The 13,793-nt window shown below is 62.0% G+C and carries 16 protein-coding genes and 1 tRNA gene; 5 read left to right on the top strand and 12 right to left on the bottom strand.

Annotated elements, in window-relative coordinates; translation table 11 throughout:
- Positions 1 to 30: 30 nt before the first annotated feature.
- Both C440_RS04135 and C440_RS04130 read right to left on the bottom strand, forming a co-directional pair.
- On the bottom strand, positions 31 to 936 hold the full coding sequence (locus C440_RS04135) for a complex I NDUFA9 subunit family protein (RefSeq protein WP_008318543.1): 906 nt from the start codon (positions 934 to 936) through the stop codon (positions 31 to 33).
- A 306-nt stretch (positions 937 to 1,242) separates the two neighbouring features.
- Positions 1,243 to 1,488 (bottom strand): hypothetical protein, encoded by a 246-nt coding sequence (locus C440_RS04130; protein WP_008318541.1) that lies wholly within the window; start codon positions 1,486 to 1,488, stop codon positions 1,243 to 1,245.
- Between the two features lie 79 nt (positions 1,489 to 1,567).
- On the opposite strand from C440_RS04130, the gene tmk reads away from it, so the two are divergent.
- Positions 1,568 to 2,161, top strand: coding sequence for a dTMP kinase (gene tmk / locus C440_RS04125; protein ID WP_008318539.1), 594 nt, complete (start codon positions 1,568 to 1,570; stop codon positions 2,159 to 2,161).
- Between the two features lie 68 nt (positions 2,162 to 2,229).
- On the opposite strand, the gene C440_RS04120 is transcribed toward tmk, so the two are convergent.
- The 3 genes from C440_RS04120 to C440_RS04110 form a co-directional block, all read right to left on the bottom strand.
- Positions 2,230 to 2,727: a hypothetical protein gene (locus tag C440_RS04120; RefSeq protein ID WP_008318537.1), complete on the bottom strand. Its 498-nt coding sequence runs from the start codon at positions 2,725 to 2,727 to the stop codon at positions 2,230 to 2,232.
- A 104-nt stretch (positions 2,728 to 2,831) separates the two neighbouring features.
- Positions 2,832 to 4,064, bottom strand: coding sequence for an RNA-guided endonuclease InsQ/TnpB family protein (locus tag C440_RS04115; RefSeq protein WP_049915284.1), 1,233 nt, complete (start codon positions 4,062 to 4,064; stop codon positions 2,832 to 2,834).
- A gap of 531 nt (positions 4,065 to 4,595) precedes the next feature.
- Entirely contained in the window at positions 4,596 to 4,916 is a 321-nt protein-coding gene (locus tag C440_RS04110) for a hypothetical protein (protein ID WP_008318531.1), read from the bottom strand.
- 114 nt (positions 4,917 to 5,030) lie between these two features.
- Between C440_RS04110 and C440_RS04105 the strand changes: the two genes are divergently transcribed.
- A complete protein-coding gene (locus tag C440_RS04105; protein WP_008318528.1) occupies positions 5,031 to 6,077 on the top strand; it encodes a thiamine pyrophosphate-dependent enzyme in 1,047 nt (348 codons plus the stop codon).
- A gap of 48 nt (positions 6,078 to 6,125) precedes the next feature.
- Here the strand turns inward: C440_RS04105 and C440_RS04100 are convergent, their stop codons facing one another.
- Positions 6,126 to 6,359: an Lrp/AsnC ligand binding domain-containing protein gene (locus C440_RS04100; RefSeq protein ID WP_008318526.1), complete on the bottom strand. Its 234-nt coding sequence runs from the start codon at positions 6,357 to 6,359 to the stop codon at positions 6,126 to 6,128.
- A 109-nt stretch (positions 6,360 to 6,468) separates the two neighbouring features.
- Between C440_RS04100 and C440_RS04095 the strand changes: the two genes are divergently transcribed.
- The gene (locus C440_RS04095) at positions 6,469 to 7,152 is read left to right on the top strand and encodes a potassium channel family protein (RefSeq protein WP_008318524.1); all 684 of its coding nucleotides are present in this window, start codon (positions 6,469 to 6,471) and stop codon (positions 7,150 to 7,152) included.
- A gap of 2 nt (positions 7,153 to 7,154) precedes the next feature.
- Positions 7,155 to 7,391 (top strand): Lrp/AsnC ligand binding domain-containing protein, encoded by a 237-nt coding sequence (locus C440_RS04090; RefSeq protein ID WP_008318521.1) that lies wholly within the window; start codon positions 7,155 to 7,157, stop codon positions 7,389 to 7,391.
- Between the two features lie 201 nt (positions 7,392 to 7,592).
- On the opposite strand, the gene C440_RS04085 is transcribed toward C440_RS04090, so the two are convergent.
- The 6 genes from C440_RS04085 to C440_RS04065 form a co-directional block, all read right to left on the bottom strand.
- Positions 7,593 to 8,090 carry a DUF5813 family protein gene (locus tag C440_RS04085; protein ID WP_008318519.1) on the bottom strand — a complete coding sequence of 166 codons (498 nt, stop codon included), beginning with the start codon at positions 8,088 to 8,090 and terminating at the stop codon, positions 7,593 to 7,595.
- A 384-nt stretch (positions 8,091 to 8,474) separates the two neighbouring features.
- On the bottom strand, positions 8,475 to 10,985 hold the full coding sequence (locus tag C440_RS04080) for a methyl-accepting chemotaxis protein (protein WP_083893986.1): 2,511 nt from the start codon (positions 10,983 to 10,985) through the stop codon (positions 8,475 to 8,477).
- A 113-nt stretch (positions 10,986 to 11,098) separates the two neighbouring features.
- Positions 11,099 to 11,275, bottom strand: coding sequence for a hypothetical protein (locus C440_RS17650; RefSeq protein WP_169317784.1), 177 nt, complete (start codon positions 11,273 to 11,275; stop codon positions 11,099 to 11,101).
- A gap of 236 nt (positions 11,276 to 11,511) precedes the next feature.
- Positions 11,512 to 11,596: transfer RNA gene (locus tag C440_RS04075), tRNA-Leu, on the bottom strand.
- Between the two features lie 41 nt (positions 11,597 to 11,637).
- Positions 11,638 to 11,982, bottom strand: a complete 345-nt coding sequence (locus C440_RS04070; protein WP_008318515.1) for a ferredoxin — start codon at positions 11,980 to 11,982, stop codon at positions 11,638 to 11,640.
- 105 nt (positions 11,983 to 12,087) lie between these two features.
- A complete protein-coding gene (locus tag C440_RS04065) occupies positions 12,088 to 12,606 on the bottom strand; it encodes a peptidylprolyl isomerase (protein ID WP_049915281.1) in 519 nt (172 codons plus the stop codon).
- A 129-nt stretch (positions 12,607 to 12,735) separates the two neighbouring features.
- Here C440_RS04065 and C440_RS04060 point away from each other — a divergent pair, with 129 nt between their 5' ends.
- On the top strand, positions 12,736 to 13,713 hold the full coding sequence (locus C440_RS04060; protein WP_008318511.1) for a bile acid:sodium symporter family protein: 978 nt from the start codon (positions 12,736 to 12,738) through the stop codon (positions 13,711 to 13,713).
- The last annotated feature ends 80 nt before the right edge of the window (positions 13,714 to 13,793 follow it).

Raw genomic sequence — 13,793 nt, 5'->3', positions numbered from 1 at the left:
GATTAATCGTCGAAATAGGTTGTTTCGTTGTTAATTCAGTTCGGAGAGATAATCGCCGAGTGTTCGCATCGACGACGGATCGACATCGAAGTCGTCCGCGTCGTTATCCGGAACCGTGTTGTCGATTTTGAGCGACCGATACTGGTCGGCACCCATCGGGAATCCGGGGACGAACCCGAGCGTTGTGAGTCCGAGTCGAGCGAGCGCCATCGGGAGCGGAACGATGGTAATCGATTTTCCCTCTGAATCGTACACCATCTCGGTCACCTCGCGGAGCGTGAGCACCTCCGGACCGCCGATTTCGTAGGTTTCGCCGACGTGGGCGTCGTCTTCGATTGCGTTGACGAACATGGGCGCGAGGTCGTCTATCCAGATCGGTTGGAACCGCGTCTTCCCGTTTCCGGGGAGCGGATACAACGGGAGTCCGGGCGCGAACATGCGCTTGAGTCGCTTCGTGAACGTGAGAAACTCCGCGCCGTCGCCGAAGATTATCGACGGACGGAAGATAACCCAGTCGAGGCTCGACGATTTCACCGCGTTCTCGGCTTTCCCCTTCGAACGAATGTACGCCGTGTCGGCGTCCGGGTCCGCCCCGAGCGCGCTCATCTGCACGTATCGCGGCACGTCGTGGGTTTCGGCGGCTTTCACGACGTTTTCGGTCCCTTGCCAATTGACGATGTCGTGCATCCGATAGCCGCCTTCGGGTTTGTACAGCGGCGTGAGCGCGACGAGGTTGATGACGGCGTCTTTCCCCTCGAACTCGTCCACCATCGAATCGTAGTCCGTTACGTCGCCGGTTGCCGTCTCGACGCCATCCGGAAGGGTCGCGTCGTCCGGATTCCGTGACATCGCGGTCACGTCGTGCCCCTGGGAGTGTAGTTCGCGGCAGAGGTGGCTTCCGACGAATCCGCTTCCACCGACAACAAGGACGTTCATAGCGTAATATTCGGCGGAATCAGGGTAAAGCTAACGGGGCATTAAGGTCAATTTCACCGGAAAAATATTCGGTGGCAACGACTGTCACTGTTTTTAGCCCTCGGGAACGGAACCCGCGGGGACAACGAGCCACGAGCGCCGAACTGAGTGCGCGCACACGACAAATGTCTCGCGGGACACCCCTTGGATGGTTGGCGCGGAAGCCGTTGTGCCGACGGAAGACGAAATCGACTGAGAGACGGCAGGAACTCAACACGGAGACGTACAACTCACCGGAGACGCGGTCGGTGCCCGGACGCGACGATTTCAGAGAAGGATAGACGGTGCGGCGGGACCGTCGGTTCGTTTGACGACACGACCCACGTCGTCGTAGACGACGACTTCCTCGTTCGGCTCCGTCCACTCGCTCGGCGCTTCGTCCGGGTCGTCCGTTTCCGCCAACTTCGTTGCGAACAGTTCGTGGTCCGGCGAGACGCTCTCGTCGAACCGAACGATACTGTATGACCGCTCTGTCGGCCGAAGCGTATCTGGTTCCTCGTAAGCTGGGGGCACGGTCTCAAATAGTATTGAATTGACATTATCGTTGCGGCGGTTCGGGTCCCTTTTTCCGTCGCACCGAATCTATGGGAGTATGCTCGTCACGCTTGAGGGTCTCGACGGAAGCGGTAAGACGACCGTCTGGGAGGCGCTCCAGGACGTCTATTCGGATGCAGTCTTCACCCGCGAACCCACGTCTGATTCGTGGTATGGAGAGGCGGTCAACCGCGCAATCGGCGACGACGATGCCGACCCGCTTGCGACGCTCTTTCTTTTCACTGCGGACCACGCCGACCACCTCTCGCGCGTCGTCCGCCCGGCGCTCGCCGAGGGCAACCTCGTCATCTCGGACCGATACTCCGACTCTCGATTCGCGTATCAGGCCGCCTCGCTCCGCGATAGCGACCTCGCGCGCCCGATGGAGTACATCATGGGTATCCACGCGGCGTTCTCCCGCCCGCCGGACAAGACCATCTATCTCGACGTTGACCCCGAGACGGCGGCCGCACGAAGCGGGGCGACCAACAAGTTCGAACAGGCCGCCTACCTCGCGGACGTCCGCGCGAACTACGAACGTCTCATCGACTCCGAGCCGGAGCGGTTCGTCCGCATCGACGCGACACAGCCGCCCGAGGACGTCCTCGGCGCCGTCGAGACGGCGTTAGCTGAGATTCTCGACGCGAACTGAAGGTCGCGCCCGCCGGCCGGCGTCCGGCGATAAAACCGAGTCTCGTCTCGACTCGATAGAGACGCCGCTTAGTCTTCCGAACCGAACTCCCACAGACCATCGACGGAGTGGATAGTGAGGTACGTTCCGTCCGACGAGGCAGTGACTTCGGTGTGGACCTGCACGCGATTGAAGTTCTCGCGGCTCGTTGCGACGTTGAAACTGCCGACCGATTCACCTTCGTCGGCCCACTCCGGACTGGTGACACCGACGACGTACCGAACGCTATCGAACTCGTTTCGCAGGTCGGCGTCGAGCGACTCGGGGACGACCGGCATCCGCGGTGCCGGGAAGTAATCGGCCCACTCGTCGTCGAGCGACACGTCTGGCGGGCTTTCGCTCGGTTCGTAGCTGGCATCGACCGAGATGATTGACTCCTCGCGTCGCCGGTTGGAACGTTCGATAACGCCAGCTATCGATTTATATTGGATGTAGCCCGAAACCCGCTGGGAACCGCTGAGACACCCAGCGACGCCGGACGCGAGGCCGACGCCGACAGCACCGAGAACCGTTCGTCTGGAAGGCATGTCTGTACTGCACTCGTCTACCGAATTATAGCCACGCACTCGTGGCCGGCCCCGGGCGAGAGAATACGCTCTCGTGTGACGTTGTCCGGTGAATCGCCTCGGGGTCAAGCCCCGAGGCTTCCTGCTTCGATGACGCGTTTTGCAGACACCGAATGGGTATCCGTAGGGAGCGCAGTCTCCACGGGCGTGTCTTCGGGCCATCCCAGCCCTAGTTCAGAAAAGCCTCTCTTCAAGACGTTCAACGAAGCGTTCGCATCACGGTCACACTCAAACTCACACGCTGGACAGGAGTGTTCCCGAACCCAGATAGGTTTCGCTGTCTCCACACCACACGACGCACACTCCTTCGTCGTTCCTCGTGCTTCGACTTGCTTGACGTGAGTGCCGTAGAGGTCGCCTTTGTATTCGAGCAAGGTGATGAATTGTCGCCACGCAACATTCTGTTTGTTCCGGGCGTTTCCATCCGCTTGAAGCATACTCTGGACGTTCAAGTCTTCCACGAACACAGCGTCGTACTCTTTGACGAGCCACGTTGAGAGTTTGTGCTGGTAGTCCAGCACTTTCCGACGAATCTTGCGCTTGACCTTCGCCACTTCGACTCGTTGTTTCTCGTAGTTGTTCGACCCTTTCTCTTTCCGAGACAACTTGCGTTGCTCACGTTGGAGTCGTTCGTACTCGTCTTCGAGGTTGAGCCAGTCCACAGTCTTGCCGTCCGATGTGTGGATGTAGTTCAGGATACCGAGGTCAATACCGACGCTGTTGCTCGCGTTGAGCGAGTCCACGTCGGGTTTCTCAGGCACGTCAGCGTCTTCGGTTTCGAGACTGAGCGTGACGAACCACTCGCCAGTCGTCTCTTTCTTGAACGTCGCCTCTTTGATGGTGGCGCGGTCAGGAATCGGACGAGAGTACCGGATTTTCACCCAACCAATCTTGCTGAAGCGGACGTAAGCAAACCTGTCACAGCCCCTCTTTTCATCGAGGTCGAAACCAGACTGGTTGTACGTCACACTTCGGTAGTCGGTGGGTGCTTGCCGTTTGAGCCGACCGACTTTGTACCCCTTCTCTTTCTTCTTTTTGAGGTTTGAGAGGTTGCGGTGGAAGCGAGCAACGGTGGCTTGTGCGGCTTTCGAGTACGTATCTGCAAACAACGGCCATTTTCGTTTCCACTCAGGGAGTTTGTTGTTCTGGTCGTACTCGCTCGGTTTGTCGTCCTCTGGGCTGTTCGTGTAGTCCCAGCGGACGTGGTTGTAGAGTTGGCGATGAACGTCGAGTTGATGTTCCAGTCCTTCCGCTGCCTTTCCTGTCGGGTAGGTACGGTAGCGGTGACTGTGTTCGATCGCTGTCTATTGATTAGCGATGTGTTCACTTAATGGCTTGTATCACGAATTGACGGCTTCATCCCCGAGGTCAAGCCTCGGGGTATTCGCCTTGACCTTTGATAAAACCAAAAATGTGAACTCGGAGTAGACGCGTCGGCTGTCCGTCAGAACTCAACGATACCGACTTCCAAGTCGGTGGCGCACTCCGGGCACTCGAAGGTTCGCTCGTATTCCGCGCACTGGTTGTGAATCGACCGCCCACACACGTCACAGTGCACGCGCGCGTTCGTCTCGACGGTATTGTGGCAGATGGTACACCTGTGTCCGATGAGCATCGTGCATCCAACCCGTACTTCAAATTACTGTTTGATATTCGTGGTAAGCGTTTCTCACACCGACATGACTTGTCAATAAAATAATCTTCGGCGTTTCGGACACGCGGCGACTGCGTGGCCCCAGTAGTCTCAGACGTTACACGAATTATTCAGTTATAAAGCTCCGAAAGAGATAACAGTCGATTCGGCGACAGGCGTCCGTGGCCGGCACCCGTTACTGTGACTCAGGCAGGTTCTCGAACTCTTCGGGCGGCGGCACGTACAGCGTGTCGATGGTGAACCCGAGCGCCAGCGGCATGCCGATCATGACGCCGAGGGCGGCCGCAGTGCTCCCGAGGTCAACGCCGATACCGAAGGCGCCGGAAAACACTAGTGTCGAAACGAACAACACCAGCGGGATAAGAAACAGCGAGTACACTACGTAGCCCCACTGCGTCTTTAGTCGGAGGCGGAAGAAGCGCGTCATGACCGCCGCAAGGAGGGTGTGGAGCAAAATGACCACGCCCATCAGCGCGAGGTTGACCACCGAAACCATACACCGACTTACGGTGCCGATGGTCTTTGCCCTGTCGCTCTCGGTGACCGATTCGGGGACGACTCCTGTATGCGAACCGCAGACGTTTATCACGAAGGACCGTGACTGACCGCTATGCACCGACTCATCGCAGAGCGCGGGTTGGACGGCACGGGCTTTACCGCCGAGGATGCTCGCGCCGCCCTCCGCGACATGATTCGAGCGCGACGATTCGACGAGCGTGCACTCGCCCTCCAGCGACGTGGGTGGATGAGCGGCTACCCGCCGTTCCGGGGACAGGAGGCCTCGCAAATCGGGGCCGCCCACGCGATGCGCGAAAACGACGTGTTGTTGCCGACCTATCGGTCCAACGCCTTCCAAATCGCTCGCGGTGTTCCGCCGAGCGATCTACTTCTTTTCCGCCGTGGATACGCCGAGTACAACTCGGACCACGACGTTCCGGTGTTCCCGCAGGCGGTCCCGATTGCCAGCCAGATTCCCCACGCCGCTGGCGTCGGCATGGCCGCGGACTACCGCGACGACGACTACGCCGCCTTAGTCTGCTTCGGCGACGGCGCGACCTCTGAAGGTGACTTCCACGAGGGCCTCAACTTCGCGGGCGTCTTCGACGCGCCCGTCGTCTTCTTCTGTGAGAACAACGGCTGGGCGATTTCGCTCCCCCGAAACCGACAGACAGCGAGCGAGTCTATCGCCGCGAAGGCCGAAGCCTACGGTATCGAAGGGATGCAGGTCGATGGAAACGACCCCCTCGCCGTCAGAGGCGCGGTCGAAGAAGGATTGGAGAAGGCACGAAATGGCGAACCGGTACTCATCGAGAGCCTGACCTACCGGCAGGGACCGCACACGACCGCGGACGACCCCTCGCGGTACCGCGACGACGACCCGGACCTCCCCGAGTGGCGAACACGCGACCCCGTCGAGCGATTCGAGGAGTTCTGCCGCGACCACGACATCGCCGACGACGACCGTATCGAATCGATGTACGACGACGCCAACGACGAACTCGCCGAGGCCGTCGAACGCGCCGAGGAGACGCCCGAACCGGGCACCGAAGAGCTGTTCGATTACATCTACGAAGACCTGCCGCCGGAACTCGCCCGCCAGCGCGAGGAACACGTCGAATTCGCCGCTGAACACGGTCCGTTCGACCTCGAACGCTGACGCTCGCTTACGGCAAGCGTTTTCCGCGGAACGATACCTGTCCCGACCTCAGTCGTCGAGTGAGATGTAGGTCTTCGTGTCGGCGACGCCATCCAGCCCCTGAATCCGTGTCGAAGCCGTCTTCAAGACCTCGTACACCGCGTCGGTATCGACCTCGGCGATAACGTCGTACGCACCGGCGACAATGTGCGCTTCGGTCACTGCCTCGAGTTCGCGGATCGGCCCGAGTAACTGCTCGGACTCTCCGGCACCGGTCTTCACCATAATGAACGCGTGAACCATGCGTGATATATTCTACCACATATGGCAAAAGCCTTGCTTCGACCGAACACGGCAACTTGGTCTAAAACCGGGGTAAGGTTATTTGTCTCCGCCGACATACCGTATTACCATGCGGTTCGTTATCATTGGTTCTGGCCGGGTCGGTTTGCGCACTGCCCGTGTCCTCCGGGAGGAGGGCCACGATATCGTCTTGGTCGAACTGGACCGAGACTGCGTCAAGCGGGCCCGAGAAGCGAGGTTCGAGGTCGTCGAAGGCGACGGCTCACGCGAGGAGGTGCTCCTCGAAGCGGGCATCGAAGAAGCGGACGCGCTCGGGGCGCTCACCGCCGACCTCAACGTGAACTTCGCGGCGTGTATGGTCGCCAAACACTTCGGCTGTCGGACGGTACTCCGCGTCGATGAGGACTACCGCGAGGAAGTCTACCAGAAATACGCGCGAGAGGTGGATGAAATCGTCTACCCCGAGCGCCTCGGTGCAATCGGCGCGAAAAACGCCCTGCTCGGCGGGTCGATCCGTGCTATCGCCGACATCGCACAGCACTTGCAGGTCGTTCTCGTGACGGTCTCAAAGAGTTCACCGATGAACGGCTACAGCATCGAGGAGGTGGCGCTTCCGGCTAACTCTCGGCTCCTCGCGTTCGGCAAGAAAGACGAGCCGATGGGTATCCCGCTCCCCGACGACTCGCTCGAAACAGGCGACCGCGTCGCCGTTCTCGCCGACTTCGACGTGCTCAACGACGTTCGACAACTGCTCGTCGGCGATGATGTTGTCGCCGCGACGGGGGGTGCGTGACGATGGTTCACGCCTACATCATGGTCAAAGCCGCGGCTCTGACCGACGGCATCGACCAACTGAAAGAAGACCTGCTCGCGGTGGACAACGGCATCGTCAGCGTCCACATCGTCGCCGGCGACGTCGATTTCATCGTCAAGGTTGACGTAGGCTCGCCGACGGACGTGAAAGATATCGCCGGCGGCATCCAGTCTATCGACGGTATCGAGGACACACAGACGTACATCGCGATGGACTAAGCGGACGCGACGCGACCGGCTGGAGTGGCCGATTGGCCGTCTCGTCGAATACCTCGTTTACGACCGGCCCGCTTCGAACCACGTCTCGTTTTGTCGCGCTTGCGGGTTTCGTGAGTGGACGTGGCTGTGCACTCTCGAACTCGAAAGCGCCGTATTTCGCGTATTCCGAGTTGGGACGCAGGCGTGTCCCGCGTCCGGCGGTTAGAACCCGGCCCCGGCGGTGTCGCGCGCGTTTTGCAGGATGTCCGTCACCGGTTCGTCGTAGTCGTAGCCGGGGATGATTCCCTCGACGTACGTGCCTTCGACGTAATCGATAATCGCGCCGGCGTCGTCGATACCGCGTCGCTCGTTGCTGTCGGCGAAGGTCGCCTCGACGACTGCTTCGTCCGCGATGCGCTGGACGGACGGGTCGAGTTCGTGGTCGCCCGCGACCACGCCGCCGACGTCCTCGATTCGGAGTTCGAACGTCTCGTACCAGCCGTCTTCGACGACTTCGGCCACGTCGTCGGCGACCGCCGAGAGCATCGGCACGCGAACCTCGACGTCGAACGCCACGTGTCCGTTTTCCCCCGCCGAGACGCTGACCTTACCGTCGAACGGGGTCGTCACCGACTCGAACGTCCCGTTGCCGACCGCCTCGAACGACCCGTGGTCGCCGAACGCTCGACGAACGCGACCGGGAATCTCGTGTTCGCTCATGGCCGGACGAACGGCCCGACGAGAGAAAAGCCCATTGCGTCGGCTCCGACCCTGAATCGACCGACAACGCCCGATTCGAGTCGATGGCGGCACGTTTAAGTATCTCGCCGCTCTCCTTTCAGGTGACGCTTCGCTTTGGAGGGCCGAAGCGTCAGCGGGGACCAATCTAGGGTGGCATTTGCCGCGCGGGCCGCTCCCGTGCGGCTTGCCTATCCCTTTCTGACGAACTCACGACCGTGAGTCCCGACGCTTTCATTCAGACGACTGCCGCGCGCGAGCGACGGCTATGGCTTCCGCGCACGTTACAATCAGGTTCAGATACGCGGGTGATACGTAAAAACACCGTGACCGGCGCACTACACCGTTTGCGGCGCGTCGGCGGTCTCAGTCGTCGCTGTCGCTCGCGCCGTCCGCCGCGAGGTCCGTCATCGTCGGCGACTGTCTCGGCTCGGTCTCTCCCCCGTCAGTCGGTTCTTCGTCGGTTGGGCCTTCGTCTGGTTCTTCATTGGTTGATTCCACGTCACCGACTGAGTCCTCCGTAGGTTCGGCAGGTTCGGTAGACTGGGCAGGCTCAGCAGACTGGGCAGGCTCGGCAGTTCCGGTCGAATTGGTGTCCCCTGCGGCTTCTGGTAACTCGGGCGTCTCAGTCGTTTCAGGGGACCCAGTCGCTTCTGGCAACTCGGTGTCGTCGCCGATGTCGCCCTCGTCGCGCACCTCGAACCGGTCGGCGAGCGACCGCAGTTCGTCAGTGGTCGAAGAGAGTTCCTGCATCTGTCCGGCGACGCCGACCATGGCGTCGTTTTGGTCGTGTGCCGCGTCTGCGACGTCGGCGGCCTCGGTCTGCGTCTCGGAGGCGATTTCGGCCGCCTCGTCGGCGAGGAGTGCGACCGACTGCGCCGCCGACGCCTGCGTGGCCGTCGCCTCGTCGATGGCGGAGACGCCGTGGTCAACCTCGTCGAGTCGGTCAACCGCTTCGTCGATAGCCGAGACGCCTTCGGCGACCGTCTCGGTTCCGTTTGCGACCCGCTCGCGGGCGGCTCTGACCTCCGCGACTGTCTCGTCGGCCGCCGTCTCGACCGCCGCGATAGAGTCGGCGATTTCGGTCGTCGCGTCGGCGGTCTCACCGGCGAGTTCCTTGACGTTGTTTGCGACGACGGCGAATCCCTCGCCCGCCTCGCCCGCGCGAGCCGCCTCGATGGACGCGTTGAGCGCCAACAGGTTGGTCTGGTCCGCGATGTCCTCGATGAGCGTGACGACTTCGCCAATCTCTGTCACCTCTTCGCGGAGCGTCTCGACGCCCTCTGCGGCGGCGGCGACGCTGGCGTCGATGTTTGCCATCTCCTCGTGGACGGCGGCGCTCGCGTCTCGTCCGGCCTCGCCGTGTTCGGTCGCGTCGCTGGCGAGGCGAGCGAGTTCGTCGGCAGAGGCGGCGACTTCCTGGACCGTCGCGGAGAGGTCCTGCATCTCTGAGGAGACTTCGTCGAGGAGCGACGCCTGCTCGGCCGCGCCCTCAGAAATCTCGGCGGTCGCCTGTTCGACGCGCTCGGACGCCGAACTCACTTCTTCGGTCCCGGCTGTGACGCGCTCGCCGGCGGCGTCAACCGTCGCCGCGAACGTTGCGACTTGCCCGATGGTCGCTTCGAGGTCAGCGAGCATCGCGTCGATACCCTCGCCAACCGCGGCCATCGCCTCGTCGTCAGGTTCGACCGCCGTACGGACGGTCAGGTCGCCAGTCGCGGCGTGGTCCATCGTCTCTCGGTAATCCGCCGCGGCGGTTTCGAGGTCGCGGCTGGCGGCTTCCGCGGCTTGGATGCGGTCGCGCAACCCGTCGCGCATCTCCGCGAACGCCTCGGTGAGTGCGCCGAACTCATCGACGCGCCGGGTCGTGAGGTCAACGTCGAGGTCGCCGCCGGCGAGCGCGTCAGCGCGTTTGCGCAGTCGCCGAAGCGAGACGACAGTCCCGCGACCGATGGTGAGACCGACCAGCGCGAGACCGCCGAGCGCGACGCCGATGAGGATGGCAACGTCCCGTTCGACGACCTGCGCGACCGCGTAGGTGTTTTTCTGCGGGGATTCGATGAGCACCGCCCAGTTCGTCTCCGAGACGGGCGCGTACGCGACGACGGCCTCTTGGTCCCGTAGAATCCCGGTTCCCGTCCGTTCGAGAACGCCGGCATTCCCGGCGAGCGCGTCGTCGAGAGCGGGCGTTTCTTCCCCCTCTCGGAACGTCGTGAGCACGTTCTTTCCGTACTTGTCGAAGGCAACGGTTTGGTCGGCGGTGACGACTCGCGTTCGAGAGCCTTCGACTGGTTCGCGCAGCATCTCGGCGTGTCTCGTGGCGTCCACGACGACCATCACGGCTCCGTCGCGTCCTTCGACGGGGCTGAGAAACGCCAGTCGCTCGCCGCCGCCGTAGCGGTAGACCTCCGAGATGGCGACGCTGTCGGGGTCGTTCATCGTCAGCGCCCCGGTCGTCCACGACACGTCGAGGTCGGAGACGCGCTTCGTCTCTACCGACCCGTCGGTGCTCCGAACGATGTCCTGATTCGACGGCTTGACGTAATGGATGGCGAGCACCTCGGACGGAAGGTTGTCTTTTTCCGATTCGAGCGCGTCGTCTATCGCTTCGGGGTCGCCAGTCCGGATGTCCTCGTACTCCGAGAGCATCCGTGCGGTCCGGGTGTAGCCGTCCATCCAACTCGACAACTCCTCCGCTTCGAGCGTGGCGACCATTTCGAGTTCGGTGTGTGCATCCGCCCTGACCTCTTGGCCGACCATGTCGGAGACGTAGAGTCCGAGTCCTCCCATCACCCCGGCCACGACCAAGAGAACGAGCAGAAACTTCCGAAGGTAACTCCGCCTGAGCACCGTCGGAACCAGCGTGGCGAGTCTCATGACACCGAATAGCATGATTATGCGACGTAAAGCGTTGACCCGCCGAATATCACCCATGATAACGATGAACATACAACCCGGTGAAACGGGTCGATACCGGACGAAAAATGCGGTTACAACTCGCTGGCAGTTACACCGAGTGCGACAACCGCGGCACCGGTGGCTCCACCGCCGGTGGCGACGTGCGTCGGCAACGCTGAGGTGACACCGACGACGACACCGAGGGCGAGACAGAACGCCATGCCGGCGAGGGCGGCGTCGAATCGGCTCGGGAGGGACTCGGGGAACACGCTCTAATTAGATGTAATTAGAGACAGTGTCAAAACGTTTGTGGACGCGGGACTTCTCGCCTCGTCGTCGCGCGCACACGAAACGGAAAGTAGGTCGTCGGTCGCTGGCGGCCGAGACACGATACGTGACGAACGATGCGTGATACGCGATGCGACGCGGTCGCTTCGATTCGGCGACCCCATACGCCGGACTCGACGAGCGAACCGCTCTGCGTGCATCGGCGTGGAAAAACTGATGCGGGGGACGCGATTTGAACGCGCGAACCCCTACGGGAGCGGATCTTAAGTCCGCCGCTTTTGGCCTAGCTCAGCCACCCCCGCGCAGTCTATCGTTCACCGAGGGGGTGAAAAGTGCTTTCGCTTTACCAATCGACGGAGAGTGTTCCGTCGCCGTGTGGGTCGGGCGAGATTTCCTCGTCGGTTCGGCGGTCGATGATGTGGATGACGCCGCGACCCTTCTTCGCGGGACAGACCTCCGCGGCGCGCACGTTCTCGTCGAGTTCGTCCTCGCCGATGAAGTACGACTTCGCACGGGCGAGGCTGGTTTCGAGGTCCATCACCCAGTTGTCGGCCACTTCGGCACACCGACCTGCTCCGAAGCACTTGTTGGCCTCGAAGATTATCTTGTAGGGCTTTTCTTCGACCGGTGGGGCGTTTTCGTCGGTACCGAAGTCACTCGGCTTCGGTCGGTCGGTCTCCTCGCTCATTGATGATGCTTGCGACCCGGTAGACTTTGCGCTGTCGGTCGCCGCTCACGATGCGACTCGGCTGACACGACTCCAGCGGGGAAAAATCGGTGTCGAAATCTCGGCTTACTGTTCGACGTCTACGGATTCGAGGACGATGTCGGACACCGGCTTGTCGTTGCGGTCGGTCGGGACAGAGCCGATGTCTTCGACGACGTCCATGCCGTCGATGACTTCGCCGAAGACGGCGTGTTTGCCGTCGAGATGCGGCTGTGCGTCGAGTGTGATGAAGAACTGCGACCCGTTCGTGTTGGGACCGCGGTTCGCCATCGAGAGGACGCCGGGACCGTCGTGGCTGAGGTCCGAATCGAACTCGTCGTCGAATGTGTAGCCCGGGCCGCCGCGGCCGGTTCCGGTCGGGTCACCACCCTGAATCATGAAGTCGCCGATAATGCGGTGGAAGAGGATATCCTCGTAGAGGGGTTCGCCTTCCATCGTCTCGTCGGTCTCCGGGTGAACCCACGTCTTTTCACCCGTTGCGAGACCGATGAAGTTCTCGACGGTGTTCGGAACCTTGTCTTCGAAGAGTTCGACCGTGATGTCGCCTTTGTTCGTGTGGAGCGTGGCGGTTGGGTTGTCGCTCATGGTTCCATCGTCGGGCGGGCGGGTGAAAACCGTGCCGCCTCGAAGCGTGCGGTCATATCGACACACCTATTTGTCGTTCGATACCGATTCTCGTGAAACGATGTGTCAGTCCACCGGAGGGTCACGGCCGTGACCGCTCGCTCCGCGCTCCGACGGCTTTCGGACCTCGCAAACACGTACTTCGTCGGTCTCGTGCTTCTCGCGTCGGGCGTTGCCGTAGTGCGGCCCAGTTTGTTCACGTGGATCGCGCCGTACATCTCGCCACTTCTCGGCGTCATCATGCTCGGCATGGGTTTGACGCTCCAACCCGACGATTTCCGACGACTCGCCGAGCACCCCCGCGACGTCGAAATCGGCGCGCTCGCGCAGTGGGTCGTCATGCCCGTGGCCGCCTACGCGCTCACCGTCGCGCTGTCGTTGCCGCCGGCAGTCGCCGTCGGTGTCGTGCTCGTCGGCGCGGCACCCGGCGGCACCGCGTCGAACGTCATGGCGTATCTCGGCAAGGGCGACGTGGCTCTCTCGGTGGCGATTACGACCGTCACCACGCTGGCCGCGCCGCTCGTCATGCCCGCGTGGGTGGTCCTCCTCGCAGGCGAACAGCTACAGGTCGGGTTCGTGGACCTCTTCGTGAATATCGTCCAAATCGTCTTTATCCCCGTCGTGTTCGGGTTCGGTCTCCGGCTCGCGCTCGACGCGTACGCGCCCGAAGCGGCCGACCTCGGACTCGACGCGTTCCCGCTCGTCTCGGTCGTCACTATCGTCGCTATCGTCGCGGCCGTGGTCGGTCTCAACGTGGACACGATTCTCGGCGCAGGCGCGGCGGCCGTCGCCGCCGTCGTTCTGCACAACGCTATCGGTCTCGGTACCGGGTACGGTACTGGGCGACTCACCGGCATGTCGGACGACCGCGTTCGGACGACGACGTTCGAGGTCGGTCTCCAGAACAGCGGCCTCGCCGCCGCGCTCGCCCTCTCGTTTTTCTCCCCGGCGGCGGCCCTTCCGCCGGCGCTCTTCAGCGTCTGGCACAACATCACCGGCCCGCTCTTGGCGAGTTACTTCTCGCGCGGTGAGGAGCGCGCCACCCACCCGTCGCCCGCTGACGATTGACTGCCGCACCGCGTCGTCGCGCCATCCCGCCACGCGCGGCCGTTTCGCGGCCGCACCGCCCCGTACTTACAAGACATCCC

The sequence above is a fragment of the Haloferax mucosum ATCC BAA-1512 genome (genome assembly GCF_000337815.1).
Taxonomy (GTDB): Archaea; Halobacteriota; Halobacteria; order Halobacteriales; family Haloferacaceae; genus Haloferax; species Haloferax mucosum.
Note: the sequence above shows the minus strand (reverse complement) of the source record. Positions and strands in the feature narration are given on the sequence as shown.